This is a genomic window from Rothia sp. HMSC066G07, from assembly GCF_001814485.1.
Lineage (GTDB): Bacteria > Actinomycetota > Actinomycetes > Actinomycetales > Micrococcaceae > Rothia.
Map to the genome: position 1 here is coordinate 253,658 of NZ_KV816922.1, position 20,830 is coordinate 274,487.

The window sequence follows — 20,830 nt, forward strand, 5'->3', positions numbered from 1 at the left end:
GCGGCTTAAAGAAATCAGGAGCCGTTTCCCTCTGCATGGGGAAACGGCTCCTGATTTCTTTAACGCTTCATCGTACGGGCGAGCATTGCGGCAGCTCGTTAGAGCACGCCTGTTAGTGCACACCCGCTACGCCGGTGTACACGCTACCGGTGGTTGCCGGAACCACCTCGGTGAAGGAGAGCATGCACGCGCCATTGTGGGTCACGAGCACGGGCTTCTTCACCTCAATATTGCGGCGTTTGGACAGCCATGCCACGGAAGTCTGTGCCTTCGCCAAAGATTCGAGCAAGCTCATCACGCCGGGGGTGATGAGCTGGTCGAGGGTACGGCCCACCGTGTTAGGCTGGCCGATGCGGTCACCCAGTTCGCTGGTGTCCTTGGCTTCGAGCAGTTCACGCACGTTCAGCCAGTCACCCCACACACCCTTGCCGAGCAGTAGCTTCGGGTCCTGGCCCACGGGCAACGCCGCGGTGAAGTAGGCGATATCGTAGCGCTTGAGGAAGAAGTCCGGGGACTGCCAACGCGCGACCGGGCGTAGCAGGTCAGCGCGCACGCTCAAACCGCTGGAGGTCAAGAAGTCAGAGAAGCTCTTGTCCTGCTCGGCAACTGCTTCACGCCACGCCATGAACTCAGGGGTGCTGGAGCGCTCCACGACGTCCTGTTCGTCCTCGCCGGCAAGCAGAATGCCGGTCTCTTCAAAGCATTCACGCACGGTAGCCATGACGCTACGGCGTGCCTGCGCAATATCGGAGAAGTGGAATTGGTCCTGCCAGTAGTCGGCGCCGGGACCCACCCAGGAGGCGGACTCATCATCACCGGGAAGAGCCGTGCCGCCGGGGAAAGCCACCACGCCCAGCGGAGAGGTGCCGGGGCGGTAGGTCAGAATCGTTTCGAGGCCGTTGTCGCCGTCGCGCACAAAAATTACGGAGGCAGCCTGACGCATCGTGCAACCGGTCGCACCTTCGTTACCGCCTTCACACCAGCTTTCGGCGGCAGTGCGCATGAACTCAGGAATCGCGTAGAGACGCTGAATGGCTGCGGTGCGCGGACCTGACTGGCGGCCGGTAAACATGCGGGGGCGCTCCACGCCCTCAGCCGGGGTGGGAGTGCCGAAGCGGCGTTCCTGCACCGGCAGGGGTAGAGTCTTGATGTTTTGGGCGGTGCCATTATCCTGTGCGGATTCGGTGCGTGCAGTCTTCTCAGGAGCGTCCTGCGCTGCCCGCTGAGCCTGGGCAGCACGAATAGCAGACAGCGGCAGCGCGCCGGTGTACAGATTAGACATATTCAACAATGATCTCGACCTCTACGGGCGAGTCCAGGGGAAGAACGGGAACGCCGACTGCGGAGCGGGCGTGCTGGCCTGCCTCACCGAAGATTTCGCCGAGCAGTTCGGAGGCGCCGTTAATGACGGCGGGCTGAGCGGTGAAGTTCACCTCGGATGCCACGAAGCCGACAACCTTCACGACGCGCTGCACGCGGTCCAGGTCGCCAATGACGGACTTGACCGCTGCCAGGGCGTTGAGCAGGCTGATACCCGCGTACTTCTTCGCATTCTCGGGGGTCACGAAGCCTTCAGCACCGGAGTCGGACACCTTACCAGTTTCGGGCAGGGCGCCCTCAACGAAGGGCAGCTGGCCGGAGGTGTACACGTAGGAGCCGGAGGTCACCGCGGGAACGTATGCGGCAACGGGGGCGGGTGCTACGGGCAGTTCGTAACCGAGTTCGCGGATACGTGCTTCAATACGGGATTCAGTCATGATTACTCCAGAAGGATGGCGGGTGATGGCACCCAAACGGTGATAGGGGAAATGCCGTAAATCTAAACGCTACTGATATTCAGGCAGCTGTTAAACGGCTAACCGGCGGCCTTCCTCATCTATTCCCGCGCTCCCCTAGTTAAAGGAGAGCCGGGATAGCGAGGTGACCGCCGGGTACGCTGCTCTTAGTCAGCCTTCTCGCGCTTAAAGTAGGCGATGGGGTTGCCCTGAGTCGGAGCGACCATGTTCGATGCGGGGGTTGCACCGGCAGGTGCGGAGGCACCGGGCAGCACGGTGACGAGCTCCCAGCCATCTTCACCCCAGTTATCGAGGATTGCCTTGGTCGTGTGGATCATCAGCGGTACAGTTGCGTATTCCCATTTCTTCATACCCTCTAGCCTAGCTTTCAGGGTCGAATAAGTAAAAGGGATTCACTATGGTTTCGGTCAATGTCCGGGGCTTTTTGGGGCTTTATTCTCAGCGCTGAGGCGCCCACCTCCCTGTGGGGTGCCGACCCGGACTTCCTCTCACAGCTTCATGGGATAAACTGAATGAATGGCTTCATCTAAGAAAACCCGTGCGCGTCGCCGCCCGGGAGATTTTTTGCAGTTCCTCGCGTTCAGCGTGATTGCCGGTTTCCTTGCGGCAATTATTGTCGTACCCCCTGCCGTGAGCTTGGGTATGGTCACGAACGCGTCGATGTCATGGTTCCAGGACCTTCCTGACGACATTGCCGATGGCATCTCCTCCCGTCCTTCTACTATTTACGCTGCTGACGGCAAGACCGAAATCGCGACCTTCTTCGAAGAGAACCGTGAACCGGTCAAGCTGGATCAGATTTCTCAGCACATGAAGAACGCTATCGTCTCGGTGGAGGACCGTGACTTCTACAATCACGGTGCTGTCTCCGCTATCGGTATCGGTCGTGCGTTCCTGAACAACATCATTAACTCCAACAGCGGCCGCCGTCAGGGTGCATCCACCCTGACCCAGCAGTACGTTAACAACCTCATTGTTGACTCCGCTGTGGCTCGTGGTGAGGACGCTACCGCAACCCTGAACGGTAACAAGACCTACGCCGCAAAGATTCGCGAGATGAAGCTTGCGATTTCTATGGAGCAGAACAAGTCCAAGGACGAAATCCTTGAAGGCTACCTGAACATCGTGAACCTTGGTGGTTCGAACTACGGTGTTGAGGCTGCTGCACAGTACTACTGGGGTATTTCCGCTAAGGACCTGAACGTGGCACAGTCCGCCCTTCTTGCCGGTCTGGTGCAGGCACCGAACGTGTACGACCCGACCGTGAACCCCGAACTCGCCCGTGAACGCCGCGACATCGTTCTGGGCACCATGCTCCGCGACGGCAAGATTTCCGACAAGGAATACAGCGACGCCATCGCCAGCGACATTAAGCTCAACGTCCACACCAAGTCCCAGGGTTGCTCCCTGGCAGGCGACAAGGCGTTCTTCTGCCGTTATGTGGTCAACTACCTGCTGCAGGATGAGTCCCTCGGCGCAACCGCTGAGCTGCGTAACACCGCTATCAAGCGTGGCGGCCTGAAGATCGTGACCACCCTCAACCCCGAGGCTCAGACCGCGGCTAAGCAGGCAGTTGACTCCACCCAGCCCGCAGCAACCAACTGGAACGACGTGAACTCCGCCCTGACCAGTGTTGAGCCCGGTACCGGTCGCGTCATCGCGATGGCACAGAACACCGAGCTCGGTAGCCCCGCAGACGCAAACGACCACTCCAAGACCGAGTACAACTACAACGTTGATAGCGCCTACGGTGGTACCCGCGGCTTCCAGCCCGGTTCGACGTTCAAACCGATTATTCTGGCTCAGTGGCTCATCAGCGGCCGCGGCGCTAACGCTACCGTGAACGGTACCCAGCTGTTCTGGCCCACCAGCTTCGGTTGGAACGCCAAGTGCTACGACGGCGGTAAGTACTACTACACCGGTCAGCCGAACGGCTGGTCCTATAAGAACGCAGTCAACGGCGGTCTGACCTACGGTACCGCTGCGTACGGTATTCGCCAGTCGTTGAACTCGTACCTGTACGGCATGCTCTCCCAGATTGACCTGTGCGATGTGCACGACCTGTCCATCAAGATGCACGCCCTGGACGGTACCGGCGAACCGCTGCACAGCATCCCCGACCTGGGTACCAACATTGGTGGTACCAAGTACGGTATCTCCCCGCTGACCAGCGCATCCATGTACGCTATCTTCGCTTCTGAGGGTAAGTACTGCACCCCGCGCCCGATTGAGAAGATCACCAAGACCAACGGTGAAACCATGAAGGAATACCAGAACCAGTGCGAGCAGGTCCTGGATCCGGACATCGCGAACGGTGTCAGCTGGGTTCTGAAGGGCGTTATCCAGCCTGGCGGTTCCGCTTCTCAGCGCGGTATTGGTCTTCCGAACGGTTCGGCTGCGAAGACCGGTACGAACGATAACTCCTCCCAGACCTGGCAGGTTGGCTACACTCGTGGCCTGTCCACCGCGTCTTGGGTTGGTTCTAACAACCTCGGCTTCCGCTCCCTGAACGGTGTGGGTATTAACGGTCGAGTCCTCGAGTACGTCGATGGTGCAACCTATGCGGGTGCACAGTGGCAGTCGTTCATGAAGACGATCGCACCGAAGTACAACACGAAGGACTTCACCACCCCCAGCGATAAGATTCTGTCGTACAGCTAGAATCACAGCTCATCAGCTGAAGCCTGAAAGGCGATTGATAATGTGTGAAAACGCAGTCAACGCCCGCGTCCCCGTGGCGGTCCCCGGCGCACGCGGCTCCTCCCCGCTCCTGAAGAAGGTAGCGGGGGCGGTAGCCGCCACTGCAGCCTTGGGGGCCGCCACGGCGGCGTATGGGCACTTTATTGAGCTGAACAATTTTCAGCTCCGCACCGAGTCCCTGCCGGTGTTGCCCGCCGGTAGCCCTGACTTTAGGATTCTGCATATTTCGGATATGCACATGATTCCGGGCCAGCAGAAGAAGATTGACTTCATGCACTCGCTGGCTGCCCTGGAGCCGGATTTGGTGATGAACACGGGTGATAACCTCTCCCACGTGGACGGTATGGGCCCACTGCTGGAGGCACTCGACCCGCTCATGGACTTCCCCGGCGTGTTTGTGCCCGGCTCGAATTGCTATTTCGCGCCGGTTTTCAAGAACCCGGCACGTTACCTGTGGCAGCCGCGCACCCCGCAGATGATTGAGGAAGGCTCGCGCGTAGCCCTGCCCATTGAGCGGATGCACGACGCCTTCGAGTCGCGCGGCTGGACGGGCCTGGTCAACCGCTACGATACGCTGAACCTTAAGGGTCTGCGTCTGGAATTCTCCGGCGTGGATGACCCGCACCTGCGTTACGATGAGCACCCCGGGTTCGCCCCCGGTGCCTTCGATGAGGGTGAGGAGCCGAGCGTCCGTATCGGCGTGGCGCACGCCCCCTATATGCGTACCCTGCACCGCTTCGTGCAGGACGGTGCGCAGGCTATTTTTGCCGGTCATACGCACGGCGGTCAGGTCTGCCTACCCGGCGGTCACGCCCTGGTCAGCAATTGCGATTTGCCGCCTTCGCGTGCGAAGGGTGTCAGTGAGCAGTCCGGTATTCCGGTTCAGGTTTCTGCCGGTTTGGGCACCTCTCGTTTTGCGCCGGTCCGTCTGTTCTGCCCGCCGGAGGCAATCCTGGTGACCCTCACGGCTCGCGATAAGGGGCAGGGCGCCTCCGCTACCTCGGCGGGTGGTCGTCCCTAATGTCTGAGGCTTCTACAGCACACACGGCTAAGCGCCGCCGTAATCCTTTCCTGGAGACGGCGAGCGAGCCGACCCCCGACCCGATCGACTACGCGCACGGTCAGCGTGCCCCGCGCACCCTCGCCGCGTATGCGCGTCCGATTCGTGTGCGCTGGGGCGTGGGTCTGCTCGTCGCATTCGGCGCCGGTGCTCTTGAGATTTCCATCCCGCAGATGTTGCAGATTATTGTGGATCATCTCTCGCAGAGCACCACTGAGAGCGCCATCTGGATTGCCGGCGGCCTGGTGCTTCTGCTGGGTATTGCGCACGCCTCCTTCATGTATTGGAGGCGCTGGCTGATTGTGGACCCGACCTCCACGATTGAGCTGTCCATGCGCATGAACTTTTTTGACCACCTGCTCAGTGCCCCGCTTTCTCTGCTGGATCGTTGGCCCTCCGGTCAGTTGCTGACCCGTTCCATGAGCGATTTGGGGACGATTCGCCGTTGGTTGTCTTTCGGTATTGTTCAGATGCTGACTGTTGTGGTGATGTTCCTGGTCGGTGGCTTCTTCATGCTGCGTTCTTCGCCGTCGCTGGCGCTGGTGTTCGTGGTGACCGTGCCGATTCTGGTGCTGTCGCTGGTGAACTTCACCCGCAAGTACTACCGCGCTTCACATGAGATTCAGCAGATGACGGGCGACCTCTCCACCCGCATTGAGGAGTCGGTGCGCGGCATCCGCGTGATTAAGGCGCTGGGCCGCTCCCCCGAGCAGATTCAGGAATATTCCGAGTCGGTAGATGCCCTGCAGGTGCGCGAGTACGGCAGGTCGATGCTGGTGGCTCGTGTTGCCCTGTACCAGGGCCTGATTGTGGGTGTCTCCACGGCGGTGGCGCTGGCCGTGGGCGCCTCACAGGTTGCGGCGGGCACCTTGAGCCTGGGCGCGATGACCGCCTACTTTGCGGTGCAGACGACCGTACTCAGCCATGTGACGCGCTCGACCGCGCTGATGTCTGCCTATTTGAGCTATAAGGTGGCGCTCGAACGCCACAACGAGGTTATGGATGAGCCCGGCTTTGAGGCGGTGCCGCTGGTTCGTGGCTCCGAGGCTGTGTCTGGGCCCGAGCATCCGCAGGGTGCTTCTGATTCGTCAACAGTAGCTGGAGTGTCTGCCGAGGGCGACTCCGGGAAGGAAACTATGCAGTACCCCAGCGGTGGCGCAGTGTCTGTCACTTTCGATCACGTTCAGTTCAGCTACGATGCTGCCGAAGCACCTGCAGAGGATACCGGCGCAAACTCTGAGGTGAAGGCACCCGAGGTTTCCGTGCTGAAAGACGTAAATTTCAAGGTCTTCCCGGGTGAGATTCTGGCGCTGGTGGGTGCAACCGGTAGCGGCAAGTCGACCGTACTGTCGCTGGTTCCGCGTTTCTACGAGCCGACCTCCGGTTCCCTGCGTTTTGGCACCCGAGATACCGCTGACATGTCCATTGAGGAGGTACGCGCCCAGACCGCGTTCGTCTTTGAGGAGGCGGTGCTCTTCTCTGGCACGGTCCGCGAGAACGTACTGATGGGCGTTGCCGAGCAGTACGAGCACGGCACCGAGGATGAGGACTACCCCGCCGCAGAAGAGCTGGAGGCCACCCTCCAGACCGCGCTACAGCTGGCTGCCTGCGATTTCGTGGCGGAGCTTCCGCAGGGTCTGGATACCGTCATTGGTGAGGAGGGTCTGAGCCTTTCGGGCGGTCAGCGTCAGCGTCTGTCGTTGGCGCGCGCTTTGGCAAAGCGCCCCTCCGTGCTGCTGCTGGATGACCCGTTCTCGGCGCTGGATGTGAACACCGAGGAGCGTATTATTACCGGCCTGCGTGAGGGTCTGGAGGGCCTGGGTGGCGCTACTACCCTGTTGACGGCGCACCGCCCCTCCACGGTAGCTCTGGCTGACCGCGTGCTGCTGATGGTTGATGGTGCCGTGGTCGCTGAGGGCACTCACGCTGAGCTGATGGACTCTTCGGAGCAGTACCGTCAGCTGATGACGATGGAGGAGGGCTAATGGCCCATCATCGTCCGGCGGAGCCGCGGGAGCAGATGAGCCCGCAGGAGCGCGCGGAGACCCGTGAACGCTCGATGGCTCTACTGCGCCAGATGTTGCGCCCGCACCGTGGGGCGTTGGCTCTGTCGATTATTTCGGTGCTTTTGGTCTCGGGTTCCTCGGCGATTGCGCCGATTCTGATTGCCCGCGTCCTGGATAGTTCCATTGAGCCGCTCAAGCAGGGTGACGTTTCTCCCCTGCTGACCCTGCTGGTATTTTTTGTGGCGGCTACCGCGGTGACCGCGATTTTTTCGTGGGTCAACGTGGCGTACACGGTGCGTGTGTCGCTGGGCGTGGTGGTGTACCTGCGTAAGCGGGTGTTCCGCCACGCGCAGTCGCTGAGCGTGTCGTTCCATGAGCGGTACACCTCGGGCAAGGTCATTTCGCGTTTGACCAGCGATATTGATACGGTCCGCAGCTTCTTGGACAGCGGCATCAGCCAGTTGGCGATTACCTTGCTGTCCATGGTGATTTCTGCGGTCGCTATTTTCCTTCTGGATTGGCGTATTGGTCTGTTCATGCTGGTCATGGGCGTACCGATTTACTTCTTGACGCGCTGGTTCCAGAAGACCGCGGTGCCGGTTTTCCGTACGATGCGTACCGAGTCTGCGCATTTGACGAGCCGTTTTGTGGAGACTTTTACGGGTATCCGTGCGGTGAAGGCGTTTGGTGCGGAGGCGCAGATGCGTTATGAGTACGCTCAGGCGTCGGAGCGTTACCGCCTTGCGGTGATGGATTCCATTAAGATTTTCGGCGTCTACTCACCCGTGCTGATGCTTTTGGGCAATGTGTTTATTGCCGGTGCGCTAGTGCTGGGTGGTTATGCGGTGCTGGGCGGCACCATGCAGATCGGTACCCTGCTGGCGCTGGTGATTTACGCGAACCGTGTGTTTGAGCCAGTCATGCAGCTCTCTGAGTTCTACAACATGTTCCAGTCGGCGATGTCTGCGCTGGAGAAGCTGTCGTCGTTCTTGGCTGAGGAGCCGGAGGTTGCTGAACCGGAGCATCCGCATGAGCGCGCTGTAGAGTCTGCTACCGGTACCGCTGCGGGCACGTCCGGCACGGTTCAGGGTGCTCTGGTGGAGCTGGATTCGGCGGTCTTTGGGTACACTTCGGATCGTCACGCTTTGAAGGAGACAAGCCTGCGCATTGAGCCGGGTACGACCGTGGCGCTGGTGGGTGCTACGGGTGCCGGTAAGTCGACGATTGCTAAGCTGGTGGCTCGTTTCTACGATGTTTCAGCCGGTCAGGTGCGTATTGACGGCGTGGATGTCCGCCAGCTGGCGGATGCGCAGCTGCGCCGTGAGGTGCTCATGCTGACCCAGGAGGTGTTCCTGTTCTCCGCGTCGATTCTGGAGAATATCCGCATGGGTAACCCACAGGCGTCCGATGAGCAGGTGAAGGCTGCCGCGAAGGCGGTGGGTGCTGACGCGTTCATTGAGCGTCTGCGTGACGGCTACGAGTCACAGCTGGGCCGTGGCGGTATTACCCTGTCGGCGGGTCAGCGTCAGCTGGTGTCCTTTGCTCGTGTGTTCTTGGCGAATCCGCGGGTGCTAATTCTGGATGAGGCGACGGCTTCGCTGGACATTCCGAGTGAGCGTGCGGTGCAGGCGGCGCTGCGAACTATTTTGGCGGGGCGTACGGCGCTGGTGATTGCGCATCGCCTCTCGACGGTTCTGGGTGCTGATCGTGTGCTGGTGATTCATGAGGGCTCCGTAATGGAGGATGGCTCCCCGCAGCAACTGATTGCCTCCGGCGGTCGTTTTGCGGCGATGTACGCCTCCTGGGATGAGCTGAATCAGGTTCAGGAGACTGAAGCCTAGAAGCTTTATCTGCCCCTCCTCCGAGCGGTGGTGTGCCGCTGTGTTGCGTTCTGAATTTTTTTGGGTTATCCTAGGTGAGTTGCCTACGGTATTCACTGATAGGTCAACATCGGGATGTGGCGCAGCTTGGTAGCGCGCGTCGTTCGGGACGACGAGGTCGCAGGTTCAAATCCTGTCATCCCGACAGATAGCCCCGGTCCTCTGGACCGGGGCTTTGTCGTACCCGCAGTATTTCTGTTGCAGATGTTGAGCACATAGAGGCGACCCCCTACCCGCGCAGGAACTCGGGCGAGGGGGTCGCTTTCGTATCGAGCTCAGTTCCGTTTAGCCGCGCCCGGAGATGAGGGCGAGAATCGCCTCCAGAGGGCCGCGTCCGGCAATGGAGCGCGCCATACGCGCCCAGAGGGTGCAGAAGCCCAGGGCGATTGCGGTACCGAGCAGCAGGAAGGCGCTCCAGTACACGGCGGTTCCCCAGCCTCCGGTGGCGACGTAGTGCTCGCCGACGGTGAATGCCTTGATGGTGGGTCCGGCGTAGATGATGATTCCGCTCAGCACAATGGAGGCGCTCAGCGACATCTGGCCCAGGCGGGCGATGGGGGTGAGCATTCCCGCCTGTGCGGAGAGCAGGCGCGCGCATTCGGCCCAGAAGTAGAGGGTTGCCGCGAGGTTTAGGGTTAGCAGCACCTGCGGGCTGTTGAGGAAGCCGAGCTCGGTGTAGGGGTTGAAGGTGCGGTAGACGGCGAGCGCCAGCACGGCGAGTACCACGGGGATTGCGAGCTTTGCCTGCAGGTTGTCGTAGAGGCGCACGAGCACGATGCCCAGGCACATGACCCAGATGAGCTGGGCGCTCTGCGCGTGGTTGACGCCGTGGTTTGCCAGGAACGGCAGCTGGGTAGCGGTCCACTGGTCGGCCCGAGCGGCTACGTCCATGAGGAGGGTGTAGGTCCAGGTAATGAAGGGGCTGGTGACTACCGCTAGCACTGCGATTGCCCACAGGGGCAGGTGCACGACGAATAGGGTTAGCAGGGTGAGTAGCGCCAGGTGCACGAGCATGTCGAAGGGCAGGGAATATGAGAAGCCCTGCGCCGGTACGGTCACTCCGGCTTGCAGCAGGTAGGTGACGCCCTGCATGAGTGCCACGCCCAGCAGAAGCAGCGCAAGGAATCGCACTATGGTTCCGGCGAAGAGTTGCGGGAAGTTCGCGGTGCGGGCGTAGCGCCAAGCGGCTGCGCCCAGAATTGCGGCGAAGAGCGGTTCAGCCGGTACGAGGGTCTGCGGGATCCAGAACTTCCAGGACACCGGGATCAGCTGCAGCCAGTATCCGAAGGGGATGAGCAGGCTGAGCACGGCGAAGGCGCGGGCGAGGTCGAGCCCAAGGTCGCGTCGGGTTCCTCCGAGGGAGGCGGCACGTGCCCCGCTGCTGACGGTGGGGATAGGTTGAGTGCGCCCTGCTGCCATGTCCTCGCTCCTTGTAGTGCCGTGTTTGAGAGTCTGTGCACCCTGCCGGTGGTGTGTGCCCTGCCAGGGTATCTGCCGCATCCGGTGGTGTGTGTCGGATGCTCTGGCATAGGTGTTAAGTGTAACGGTGGAAGCTGTGTCTGCTCGGGTGGTGGCGCGGAGGTTTTGCTCTCATACTGCCTCTCTGTCGGCTGCTGGCTGGAGCTTCTTGCCCTATTGGTGAGTGCTGTTCAAGTGTTGTTGCACGAGGTTAGGTGTGTACCATTGGTACGTTCTTAAAGGTGGAGCAACCCCGCGGGAGCATGATTTCGCTCCTTTTACTGTCCCAAACGCGCCCCACCTGCACACACCACGTTGAGGTTTTATGTTTTCGACTTTTTCCCCGCTTTTCTTGACGGATTTGGGGGCGTCTGGTGCTCTTCTTGCCTCGGGTACGACCCTCTCGGAAGGGTCGAGCCACGATAGCGGCCAGTTTGTGTCCATTTTCTGGATTACGTTGGTTGCGTTGCTTTCCCCGATTCTTTCCCGCGTGACGGGTAAGAAGATTCCGGATGTGGTCTTCCTGCTCATTTTTGGTCTGCTCATTGGCCCGAATATGTTCAATCTTGCCAGCAGTGAGGGCGGCATCCCGCTGCTGAAGGAGCTTGGTCTGGGCATGCTCTTTTTGATTGCGGGCTTTGAGATTAACGTGTCCTCGCTGCGTAGCCGCCAGGGTTATAGCGCTATTGCCACGTGGTTTGTGTGTTTTGCCTTGGGTATGGCGGGTGCGGCGGTGATTACGTCGTTCTCGCGTGAGCTGAATACGTATGTTGCGGTGGGTGTGGCGCTGAGTTCTACGGCTCTGGGTACGCTGCTGCCGATGTTGAAGTCTCATGGTGCCGCCGGTACGCCGGTGGGTAATGCGGTGCTGGTGCACGGCGCTGTGGGTGAGCTGCTGCCGATTTTCGCTATTTCGCTGTTGTTGTCGTCGCGTTCGCCGGGTATGGCGTTTGTGGTGCTGCTGGCGTTTATGGTGGTTGCGGTGATTACGGCGTTGATTCCGCACCGCCTGTTTGCGCATGTGCCGGGTCTGCGTCAGATTATGGCTGCGGAGGCGAACACTACCGGTCAGACGGTTCTGCGTCTTGCGATGTTCCTGCTGGCGACCCTGATCATGTGCACCGCACTCTTCGATTTGGATGCGGTGCTGGGCGCGTTCGCGGCGGGCCTGATTCTGCGTACCCTGACCCCTCCGGCGGCTCTGCACATGATGACTCGCCGCCTTGAGGTGGTTGGTTTTACGTTCATGATTCCGCTGTTCTTTGTGGTCAGCGGTATGGGTATTGATGTCTCTGCCGTGGTGGCTAAGCCTTTGGGTCTGCTTGCCGTGGTGGTGGGTATTCTGCTGTGCCGTGGTGTTCCGGTGCTTTTGGCGGAGCATTTCTTCGATACCCGTTCGGGGTTGACCACTCGCGCGCAGAAGGCGCAGTTGGCGTTGTATTCGGCTGCGGGTCTGCCGATTATTGTGGCGGTGACGGAGGTTGCGACCAGTTCGGGTCTTCTGGAGGAGTCCACGGCGTCGCTGCTGGTTGCCGGTGGCGCGCTGACGGTTCTACTGTTCCCGCTGTGGGCGTTGGGTATTCGTCAGGCGTTTGGTTCTGCTGGACCGTCTCAGCAGGCGCCGAGCCGTAAGGAACAGATGAATGCTCTGAAGGCTCAGCGTAATGCTCAGACGAAGCTGACTACGGGTATGATTCCGGTGGTTCGTTTGAAGTCTCAGGCTGAATCTGATTCTGTCGAGGTTGAGGTTGCTTCCTGTACTGCGTCTCGGGATGCGGCAAAGAAGCGCAGGGGCTCTGTAGAGAATACGGATGCTGCGCAGAAGTAGCTGCGGCTATGTGGTGGTTCGATCTTTCATGGAATGAACTAGTTTGGACAGGTACCCCGCATACAGTCACAGCAACCTTATGTGGGATTACCTTAATAAAAACCACATAATAACAGGTAGCTACGCTATTCAATTTCACAAGGCATCCCACATATAGGCTCAAAACTCGCCACGCCCTCATCGTAGGGTGTGGCGAGTTTTTGCATCTGAATCTCCTTATAAATCAGGGGGAGGAGGCAAAAAATCCTTAAATTCGGATTTTTTATGCAAATATTACAGAAGATGACGTGTCTTAGCTTTCGCGACTGACACTTTGTCCTATAAAATTGAAAGCACACAGGGTATTTCCCTAAAACACACATAAACCAACATACATGCACAGAGCCGCTTCCGCCCCAGCGGGAGCTGGTGTACCTCCCCATTCACACACGGGAGGCGCCCCTTTCGGGAGTATCCGCGACGATACCCCGGCGGCTCCCAACCACGGAGGAGGATTATATGGGTCAGAAAGGTAATTATTTCTAACCTCACATCTCAAGGCCTCGCACTGAATCCTAACGATTGTCTGCACACACAGTCATTTCCGAAGGAAAAATCATGCACCAACTACTCCTCACCGCGAGCACTGGTGGCGTAGAGCTAGACTTCCCGTCATGGCTCCGAATTACGCACTTCATCAACTTCATTATGATGGGCTTCCTGATTCGTTCAGGTTGGGAAGTTCTCGCCTCTCACCCCCGTCTGTACTGGAACAACCAATGCACCCCGGGTTCCGAGTGGCTCAAGTTCACCAAGGACAAGGTTTCGACTGTCCCCGGTGAGTTCACTGCCCGCGACGACCAGCGTCGACTGTCGCCGCTTATCTCCCTACCCGGTAACGGCCAGATTGGTCTCGGCCGTGCATGGCACGCTCTAGTTACTTTTATCTGGATTGCTAACGGTCTCGTCTACGTCTCCTTGCTATTCCTGACCGGCCAGTGGCGCCGCATCGTCCCGACCAGCTGGGACATCATCCCGCAGGCGTGGGAATCCATCCAGATTTACGCTGGCTTCCAGATTCCCTCCATTGAGCATTTCCAGCCGTACGACGCTCTGCAGCAGATTATGTACTTCACCGTGGTGTTCATTGTGGCACCGCTGATGATTGCAACCGGCCCGATTATGAGCCCGGCATTCTGCGGCCGCTTCCCCGGCTACGTGCGCCTCTTCCGTAACCGCCAGACCGCACGTTCCATCCACTTCCTGGGCATGGCGTTCTACTGCGTCTTCACCGTCATTCACGTGGCGCTGGTGTTCGTGGTTCACCCCCAGTACAACATCGCCCACATGATGCTGAACAAGCCCTACAACGAGGTCGACGCAGCACAGTTCGCTCAGGCAGTCACCATGCTCATTGGCGGCATTGTCTTCGCTGTGGCTCTGTGGATTTTCGCTTCGTACTGGTCCCTGCGCGACCTGCGATTCACCCAGACCTTCATTTGGGGTCTGACCCAGCCGATTCGTAACGTCCTGCTGGACCGTATCACCTCCCGTCAGGTGCAGAAGAAGACCTTCACCGATGCCGACATCTCGCCCTTCCACTGGGTTAACACTCGCCCGCCGACAGAGCGTGAGAGCACCGAGTGGAACCGCCTGAAGGAGCACGAGTTCGTTGACTACCGCCTCGAGCTGGGCGGCCTGGTGAAGGAATCCAAGTCCCTGAGCATTGACGAGCTCAAGCAGCTGGGCAAGGAAGTCAACATCACCATGCACACCTGCATGCAGGGTTGGACCGGCATCGCCAAGTGGGAGGGCGTGCGCCTGCGCGACGTTCTCGCACTGGTCGAGAAGACCGACGAGGCTCGCTACGTTATGGTGACCTCCTTCGGCCACGTGGGCCACACCTACGACGGCCGCCCGACCGAACCTTACTACGAGTGCCTGGACATCTCCATGGCAATGGAGGATGAGACCATCCTGGCATGGGGCATGAACGACAAGCCCCTGCCGGATGTGTACGGTGGCCCGCTGCGTCTGCGTGCGGACTCCATGCACGGCTACAAGATGGTCAAGTGGGTTCAGAAGATCGAGTGGATCAAGGACTACCATGATGTTGGCGACGGCCAGGGCGGTAGCCGCGAGGACTCCGGTCTGCAGCACTTCGACGCACGCGCCTAAGCACCCTTACGGGGCGCTACGACGCTAACCGTCGATACACCACCCTATAAAGCGCTGAACATATAAAGCACAGAACGGTGGCGGGAAACATGGGCCCGCCACCGTTCGCGTATCTTCTCCGCCGCTCTCTAGCTCTGAAAGATGCAGAAGCCGCGAGGGCATAAAGAAACCGCCCGGGAGCCTTAGCTCTCGGGCGGTTTCTTTAGAGGTTTGCCTTCTGGCGCTGCACCTTAAGCGTCGTAGATGATGACGTCCAGGGTACGGGGGCCGTGCACGCCCTCCACGCGGATCAGCTCGATATCACTGGTTGCCGACGGACCGGAAATCATGGTCACAGGGCGGGTGTAGGTGATACGCTCGATCGACTCGGGAACCAGCTCCACCACGGTGGAACGGGGAACCACGCAGATGTGGTGGTCGGGCACCAGGGTGATGGCGCGGCGACCCTCATCGGGGTTGGTGTTCAAGAAGATCGTGCCGGTCTCTGCGCAGGAGACGGTCGAACCGGTCACCACAGCGTCAACTGCGTCCAGTTCCTTCAGGCTCAGGCAGCCGGGTTTGAGGGTGCTACCGGAGTCGGTGACGCGCTTGCGGTCAGCGGTGTCAGCCGGTAGCCACTCCATGTTCAGGCCCTCGGGAACCACGTAGGTGGACTTTTCACCCAGTCGCTCTGCGATGACCTTGGAGATGTTCTCCTTGTTCGCGTGGAACACGTTTGCCTTGTAGTCAATGAGGCGGTCGACGAGCATCTCAATGGTCTGCTCTTCGTTCAGCTCGCTGACGCGGCGGTAGTTACGTACGGGCTCGGGGGCGACGGGTGCGTCAGCCAGGGACGAGCGGATACGTGCGAGGATATCTTCCTTAGCAGAGGACATTAGTTGTTCTCCTTAGCTTCACGGGCTGCCTGGGCGTCCATAGCTGCCTTGGCGTTTGCTGCCGCCTCAGCGACCTTACCCTTGTTTGCCTCGATGAGGGCCTGAATGTCAACGCGCTCAGCGTTATCGCGTGCCGGAGCCTGACCCTTCTCCTTCTTCCACCAGTTGCGGAAAGATTCCTTGGGGGGCTCGGGGATGTCGCGGTAAGCGGTCCAGCCGCTGACGATACCGGGAACAGCGGTGATCTTGTGCTTGCGGCCGCTGATAAGGCGGGACATGGGCAGACCACGCTCTGCAATCGACATCATCTTGCCGGAGGTGAAGAGCTTCTTCGCACCAAGCATCATGCCGTCCATCTGCGAGAAGGGAGCCTTCTTGTTGCCCTCGAACTCGCGGACAGCGTGCTGGGACTCAACATCCTTAGCGCGCAGATGCACGAGGACCTCAGGGAAGTTAATCTTCACGGGGCAAACTTCGTAGCAAGCGCCACAGAGAGAGGATGCGTACGGCAGGGAGTTGTTCTCTGCAGCCTCGATACCGGAGAGCTGCGGGGACAGAATCGCGCCGATGGGGCCCGGGTAGGTGGAGCCGTAGGCGTGACCGCCTGCGCGCTCGTACACGGGGCACACGTTCATGCAAGCGGAGCAGCGGATGCAACGCAGTGCCTGGCGACCCAGCTCGTCGGACAGAACGGCGGTACGGCCGTTGTCGATGAGGATGACGTGCATGTTCTGCGGGCCGTCACCGGGGGTCACACCGGTCCACATGGAGGTGTAGGGGTTCATGCGCTCACCGGTGGAGGAACGGGGCAGCAGCTGCAGGAATGCCTCGTAGTCCTGGAAGGTGGGCAGAATCTTCTCAATACCCATGAAGGTAATGAGGGTGTCGGGCAGGGTCAGGCACATACGGCCGTTACCTTCGGACTCCACGATGGTCAGGGTACCGGTCTCAGCAATACCGAAGTTGGTGCCGGAGACTGCCACGGTGGTGTTCAGGAACTTGTTACGCAGACGGTTACGCGATGCCTCTGCCAGTTCTGCCGGCTCATCGGTGATGTCCGGGTTAATACCCTCAATTTCGCGCAGGAAGATGTCGCGGATTTCGCGGCGGTTGCGGTGAATTGCGGGCACCAGAATGTGGGAGGGGCGGTCGTGGCCGAGCTGGACGATTTCTTCCGCGAGGTCGGTCTCAATAGCGTTGATGCCGTTTTCCTCGAGGAATTCGTTCAGGCCGGTCTCTGCGGTTGCCATGGACTTAATCTTGATGATTTCGTCCACGCCCTGCTCGCGAATCAGGTCCAGAGCAATCTGGTTCGCCTCGGTGGCGTTGCGTGCCCAGTGCACGTGGCCGCCTGCGGCGGTGAAGTTACGCTCGAACTGTTCGAGCAGCTCGGGCAGGTTCGCCAGAACGTAGTTCTTGACGGACTCACCGGTGTTACGCAGGTCCTGCCAGTCGGGCACCTCTGCGGTGACGCGTGCGCGCTTGTTACGGATCGCGTGGGTCACGAAGCGCAGGTTGGCGCGTAGCTGCTCGTTCTTGAGCTCTTCCTTCGCGTACTTGGGGAAGGGGGTTTCTTCGAAAATGTTGCCCTCGCCGTAGTGAACGACCTTGGGCATACCAAGCTGAATAGCGGTCATGAGGTCTTATCTTTCCTTAGCCGATCGAGAGCTCAACACGCTCGGAGTTAATCTTGAGCGGGTTTTCCTTGGTGGATGCGAGGATCTCAGCGAAGTGGATGGTCTGAACGTCCGAGCCGCGACGCATCAGCGCACCGCCGATGTTCATCAGGCAGGAGCAGTCGCCGCCGGTGCAGACGGAAGCACCGGTTGCTTCAACGTTGTCTGCCTTGTCGTTGACCATTGCGCCGGAGACGTCAGCGTTCTTGAAGGAGAAGGTACCACCGAAGCCGCAGCACTGGTCCATGCCCTCGAGCTGGGTGTACTTGATGCCTTCGACGGTGCGGACCAGGTCCTGCTGGCGGGTGCCCAGGCCGAGCATACGCATACCGTGGCAGGAGCTGTGGTAGGTGACGTGCTCGGGGAAGTAGGAGCCGAGCTGCTCGGCAGCGTTGGTGATGCCCAGGATGTCGATTAGCAGCTGGGAAAGCTCGAAGGTGCGGGAAGCAATCTGCTCTGCCTTCAGAGCCAGCGCTTCGTCGCCGCGGCTACGTGCGACCATTGCCTGCTGGTGACGCAGGGAAGCAACGCAGGAGCCGGAGGGTGCAACAGCTACGTCCCAGTCCCAGGAGTCGAAAGCTTCAACGTGGTTCTTGATGACTTCGTAACCGTCATCGAAGTAGCCGGAGTTGACGTGCATCTGAGAGCAGCAGGTCTGGTTCGGGGGGAAGACAACCTCGTGGCCCAGGCGCTCAAGAATTTCGACGGTGGCGCGTGCTACGCGGGGGTACATGCCGTCAACGATGCACGTGGAGAAGAGTGCAATGCGCATGACTTGTCCGTCCTTTCCTCTGTGTTCAGAGTTTCTCGGTCTCACCGCCTGCGTCTGGGGCAGGCGGGGCACAGTCCGAACAAGTTCGGTCTTCCAAAGAAGCGACTCAGATGTATTGAGTCGGGGAAGCTGGACCGGATGGTTCCGGCTAATGTGCGCGCCCCAAGTGGAGGTGGGATGCGGTGGGATCAGAAACCGTGGTGATGTCTTTTATCTTTCTAGCCATTTAACACCGTTGGGCGGCTTTTCTCTAGTTGGAATAGCACATACTTTCCTTGTTAAATAACCGGTTAGGTCGACCTGACCTTAAGGTATATTTCCCTACCTTCCGGTACATGTGACCTCATCTCCCATGCACCCCCCGTAAGACCCCTATATTCTTTTCGCAGATTGAACATTTATCAAACACACAGAAGTGGACCATAAACCCCCTAGAAATCCGCCGTTCTGAAGATTTTATGGTTGTTTTATGGGGCTTTTCCTTTTTAAAACAACATTCTTTTCGGGTATATGCGTCCAAATGAAGACTCTCCCCTGGGTAAACCAATGACCCATACACCCAACTCGTGATGTATCTGAAAATATTCGAGTTTCAGAACCTGGAATTAACTATCAGAACCGCAATATTTCGGCAGTTTCACTGGAAGCGAGCCCAGGTTCCGGTCGCCTTCCACAAAAATGAGTCAGGTCACTTTTGGTGAAACACCACATTATCCGGTACTCTTCTAAACATGCGATCAATGGTCTGACCACATCCCCGCATGGGAAACAATGACCCGTTCCCCAGCGGGATTATCTATGGTCTGACCACACACAAGACACACCCTGAACCAAAGGAGTTCCAGTGGAAACTTATACCGCTGTAACCAATGCAGTGGGAGGTAGCCTCGGCCTCAGCGCACTCGTGGCAACCATTCCCCTCCTCACCTTCTTTGTGATGCTACTGGGCGTTAAGGCACGCGCTCACTGGTCCGCACTCGTGGCACTGGCAGCATCCATCCTCGTAGCAGTCCTGGGCTTCCACATGCCCGCTGACCTCGCCGGTCTGAGCGCCATCCGCGGTGGCATCTACGGCCTGGTCATCTGCTGGGTTATCCTCGGTGCAATCTGGTTCTACCAGATCACCGTCCTTTCCGGCCGCTTTGAAGATCTGCGCCGCGTCTTCGACCGCCTCGGCGGCGGCGACCTGCGCATCCAGGCTATCCTCATCGCATTCTGCTTCGGCGGTCTGCTCGAGGCACTGGCTGGCTTCGGCGCTCCCGTTGCAATTACCGCAACCATGATTCTCTCCCTGGGCGTTAAGCCCCTTAAGGCTGCTGTCACCGTTCTGATCGCTAACACCGCACCCGTGGCATTCGGCGCAGTTGCTGTCCCGATTACCACCGCAGCTGACGTCGGCGGCAAGGACCCACACGTTATCGCAACCATCGTTGGTCACCAGGCTCCGTTCCTGGCAATGCTCGTTCCCCTCATCCTGCTCGTCATCCTCGACGGCATGCAGGGCCTGAAGGACGCTTGGCTGCCCGCACTGGTCATCGGCGTTTCCTTCGCAATCGCACAGTGGGTCACCGCTGCTACCCCCGCATACAACCTGACCGACGTTGTTGCTTGCATCGTCTCCATGGGCGTTGCTGTGATCTTCCTGCGGTTCTGGAAGCCCCGCGGCGTCGCAGGCGTTCGTGAGCGCTACGGTCTGCCCGCACAGTCCGAAGAGAAGGAAGCTCTGCCCGCAGTTCGCGTCTGGATGGCACTGCTGCCCTACGTCATCGTTGTCGCAATCTTCGGTATTGCTAACCTGCACGCCGGCCTGAAGGCATGGCTGAAGAGCTTCGTCATCAAGATTGACATCCAGGCTCTGAGCTCCCGCCTCGTCACCGCTGACGGCAAGCCCGTCAAGGACGCTGTCTACAACTTCGCGTGGATGTCCAACCCCGGCACCCTGCTGATCATCTCCGGCCTGGTTGTTGCTGTTATCTACTTCTTCTTCAACGAGAAGGGCCGCTACGCCTTCAAGTTCCCGGCAATCTTCACCGAATTCGGTTCCGTTGTCTACCGCATGCGCTGGTCCATCCTGACCATTGCTTCGGTTCTGGCACTGGCATACGTCATGAACTTCTCCGGTCAGACCATTGCTATGGGTACCTACCTGGCAGGCCTGGGCACCGTCTACGCGTTCCTCGCACCGGCTCTGGGCTGGATCGGTACCGCTGTGACCGGTTCGGACACCAGCGCCAACGCACTGTTCGCCAAGCTGCAGGTGTCTGCTGCTGAGAACCTGCAGCACGCAGGTATCCACGGCGCAACCCCCGAGCTCATGCTGGCTGCTAACACCACCGGTGGTGTGGTCGGTAAGATGATCTCCCCGCAGTCGCTGGCTATTGCTGCTACCTCCGTGGACATGGAAGGCAAGGAATCCGACATCCTCAAGGCTGTCCTCCCCTGGTCCTTCGCTATGCTCGTGGTCGTCTGCATCCTGGTCTTCCTGCAGACCAACGTGCTGTCCTTCATGATTCCCTAATCTGAAGCTCAGGTTTTAGAGAGTTCCTGAAGCATCCGCTTCACGAACAGTAGGACATTCGCCCCGGTTTGACCGGAGGCCACAGCGGGGCGGCGTACCTTTCC

The 20,830-nt window shown here is 59.3% G+C and carries 14 protein-coding genes and 1 tRNA gene; 8 read left to right on the plus strand and 7 right to left on the minus strand.

Annotated elements, in window-relative coordinates; translation table 11 throughout:
* Positions 1 to 112: 112 nt before the first annotated feature.
* The 3 genes from HMPREF2971_RS02640 to HMPREF2971_RS02650 all read right to left on the minus strand — a co-directional run bounded on the left by HMPREF2971_RS02640 (position 113) and on the right by HMPREF2971_RS02650 (position 2,146).
* Positions 113 to 1,282, minus strand: a complete 1,170-nt coding sequence (locus tag HMPREF2971_RS02640) for an NUDIX hydrolase (RefSeq protein ID WP_070542876.1) — start codon at positions 1,280 to 1,282, stop codon at positions 113 to 115.
* Complete coding sequence (locus tag HMPREF2971_RS02645; protein WP_005508253.1) at positions 1,275 to 1,757, minus strand: RidA family protein; 483 nt, start codon at positions 1,755 to 1,757, stop codon at positions 1,275 to 1,277. The genes HMPREF2971_RS02640 and HMPREF2971_RS02645 overlap by 8 nt, the downstream gene beginning before the upstream one ends.
* A 185-nt stretch (positions 1,758 to 1,942) precedes the next feature.
* Positions 1,943 to 2,146, minus strand: a complete 204-nt coding sequence (locus HMPREF2971_RS02650; protein ID WP_005504647.1) for a DUF4177 domain-containing protein — start codon at positions 2,144 to 2,146, stop codon at positions 1,943 to 1,945.
* Between the two features lie 166 nt (positions 2,147 to 2,312).
* On the opposite strand from HMPREF2971_RS02650, the gene HMPREF2971_RS02655 reads away from it, so the two are divergent.
* The 5 genes from HMPREF2971_RS02655 (at position 2,313) to HMPREF2971_RS02675 (ending at position 9,587) form a co-directional block, all read left to right on the plus strand.
* Positions 2,313 to 4,457, plus strand: a complete 2,145-nt coding sequence (locus tag HMPREF2971_RS02655) for a transglycosylase domain-containing protein (protein WP_070542879.1) — start codon at positions 2,313 to 2,315, stop codon at positions 4,455 to 4,457.
* Positions 4,458 to 4,497: 40 nt separating this feature from the next.
* Positions 4,498 to 5,517 (plus strand): metallophosphoesterase, encoded by a 1,020-nt coding sequence (locus tag HMPREF2971_RS02660; protein WP_070691116.1) that lies wholly within the window; start codon positions 4,498 to 4,500, stop codon positions 5,515 to 5,517.
* The gene (locus HMPREF2971_RS02665) at positions 5,517 to 7,541 is read left to right on the plus strand and encodes an ABC transporter ATP-binding protein (RefSeq protein ID WP_070691119.1); all 2,025 of its coding nucleotides are present in this window, start codon (positions 5,517 to 5,519) and stop codon (positions 7,539 to 7,541) included. The genes HMPREF2971_RS02660 and HMPREF2971_RS02665 overlap by 1 nt, the downstream gene beginning before the upstream one ends.
* Positions 7,541 to 9,403: an ABC transporter ATP-binding protein gene (locus tag HMPREF2971_RS02670; RefSeq protein WP_070691122.1), complete on the plus strand. Its 1,863-nt coding sequence runs from the start codon at positions 7,541 to 7,543 to the stop codon at positions 9,401 to 9,403. Before HMPREF2971_RS02665 ends, HMPREF2971_RS02670 begins: the two co-directional genes overlap by 1 nt.
* A gap of 110 nt (positions 9,404 to 9,513) precedes the next feature.
* Positions 9,514 to 9,587: transfer RNA gene (locus HMPREF2971_RS02675), tRNA-Pro, on the plus strand.
* 140 nt (positions 9,588 to 9,727) lie between these two features.
* On the opposite strand, the gene HMPREF2971_RS02680 is transcribed toward HMPREF2971_RS02675, so the two are convergent.
* Entirely contained in the window at positions 9,728 to 10,861 is a 1,134-nt protein-coding gene (locus HMPREF2971_RS02680) for a hypothetical protein (RefSeq protein WP_070691125.1), read from the minus strand.
* Positions 10,862 to 11,225: 364 nt separating this feature from the next.
* Here HMPREF2971_RS02680 and HMPREF2971_RS02685 point away from each other — a divergent pair, with 364 nt between their 5' ends.
* On the plus strand, positions 11,226 to 12,728 hold the full coding sequence (locus HMPREF2971_RS02685; protein WP_070542896.1) for a cation:proton antiporter: 1,503 nt from the start codon (positions 11,226 to 11,228) through the stop codon (positions 12,726 to 12,728).
* Positions 12,729 to 13,325: 597 nt separating this feature from the next.
* Positions 13,326 to 14,885: a molybdopterin-dependent oxidoreductase gene (locus HMPREF2971_RS02690; RefSeq protein WP_070542899.1), complete on the plus strand. Its 1,560-nt coding sequence runs from the start codon at positions 13,326 to 13,328 to the stop codon at positions 14,883 to 14,885.
* A gap of 230 nt (positions 14,886 to 15,115) precedes the next feature.
* Here the strand turns inward: HMPREF2971_RS02690 and HMPREF2971_RS02695 are convergent, their stop codons facing one another.
* Genes HMPREF2971_RS02695 through HMPREF2971_RS02705 form a run of 3 tightly spaced genes read right to left on the minus strand, consistent with a single transcriptional unit; the run spans position 15,116 to position 18,208 of the window.
* Entirely contained in the window at positions 15,116 to 15,760 is a 645-nt protein-coding gene (locus HMPREF2971_RS02695) for a LutC/YkgG family protein (RefSeq protein WP_012902909.1), read from the minus strand.
* A complete protein-coding gene (locus HMPREF2971_RS02700) occupies positions 15,760 to 17,397 on the minus strand; it encodes a LutB/LldF family L-lactate oxidation iron-sulfur protein (RefSeq protein ID WP_049353896.1) in 1,638 nt (545 codons plus the stop codon). Before HMPREF2971_RS02700 ends, HMPREF2971_RS02695 begins: the two co-directional genes overlap by 1 nt.
* Positions 17,398 to 17,413: 16 nt before the next feature.
* Positions 17,414 to 18,208 (minus strand): (Fe-S)-binding protein, encoded by a 795-nt coding sequence (locus HMPREF2971_RS02705; protein ID WP_005504630.1) that lies wholly within the window; start codon positions 18,206 to 18,208, stop codon positions 17,414 to 17,416.
* Positions 18,209 to 19,052: 844 nt separating this feature from the next.
* On the opposite strand from HMPREF2971_RS02705, the gene HMPREF2971_RS02710 reads away from it, so the two are divergent.
* A complete protein-coding gene (locus HMPREF2971_RS02710; RefSeq protein ID WP_049347186.1) occupies positions 19,053 to 20,726 on the plus strand; it encodes an L-lactate permease in 1,674 nt (557 codons plus the stop codon).
* The last annotated feature ends 104 nt before the right edge of the window (positions 20,727 to 20,830 follow it).

What these genes read in the sequence shown, in the direction of transcription:
- HMPREF2971_RS02670 (WP_070691122.1), top strand. Translation starts at nt 7,541, where the DNA reads ATGGCCCATCATCGTCCGGCGGAGCCGCGGGAGCAGATGAGCCCGCAG.
- HMPREF2971_RS02705 (WP_005504630.1), bottom strand. Translation starts at nt 18,208, where the DNA reads ATGCGCATTGCACTCTTCTCCACGTGCATCGTTGACGGCATGTACCCC.
- HMPREF2971_RS02655 (WP_070542879.1), top strand. Translation starts at nt 2,313, where the DNA reads ATGGCTTCATCTAAGAAAACCCGTGCGCGTCGCCGCCCGGGAGATTTT.
- HMPREF2971_RS02645 (WP_005508253.1), bottom strand. Translation starts at nt 1,757, where the DNA reads ATGACTGAATCCCGTATTGAAGCACGTATCCGCGAACTCGGTTACGAA.
- HMPREF2971_RS02660 (WP_070691116.1), top strand. Translation starts at nt 4,498, where the DNA reads ATGTGTGAAAACGCAGTCAACGCCCGCGTCCCCGTGGCGGTCCCCGGC.
- HMPREF2971_RS02685 (WP_070542896.1), top strand. Translation starts at nt 11,226, where the DNA reads ATGTTTTCGACTTTTTCCCCGCTTTTCTTGACGGATTTGGGGGCGTCT.
- HMPREF2971_RS02640 (WP_070542876.1), bottom strand. Translation starts at nt 1,282, where the DNA reads ATGTCTAATCTGTACACCGGCGCGCTGCCGCTGTCTGCTATTCGTGCT.
- HMPREF2971_RS02650 (WP_005504647.1), bottom strand. Translation starts at nt 2,146, where the DNA reads ATGAAGAAATGGGAATACGCAACTGTACCGCTGATGATCCACACGACC.
- HMPREF2971_RS02695 (WP_012902909.1), bottom strand. Translation starts at nt 15,760, where the DNA reads ATGTCCTCTGCTAAGGAAGATATCCTCGCACGTATCCGCTCGTCCCTG.
- HMPREF2971_RS02690 (WP_070542899.1), top strand. Translation starts at nt 13,326, where the DNA reads ATGCACCAACTACTCCTCACCGCGAGCACTGGTGGCGTAGAGCTAGAC.
- HMPREF2971_RS02665 (WP_070691119.1), top strand. Translation starts at nt 5,517, where the DNA reads ATGTCTGAGGCTTCTACAGCACACACGGCTAAGCGCCGCCGTAATCCT.
- HMPREF2971_RS02680 (WP_070691125.1), bottom strand. Translation starts at nt 10,861, where the DNA reads ATGGCAGCAGGGCGCACTCAACCTATCCCCACCGTCAGCAGCGGGGCA.
- HMPREF2971_RS02700 (WP_049353896.1), bottom strand. Translation starts at nt 17,397, where the DNA reads ATGACCGCTATTCAGCTTGGTATGCCCAAGGTCGTTCACTACGGCGAG.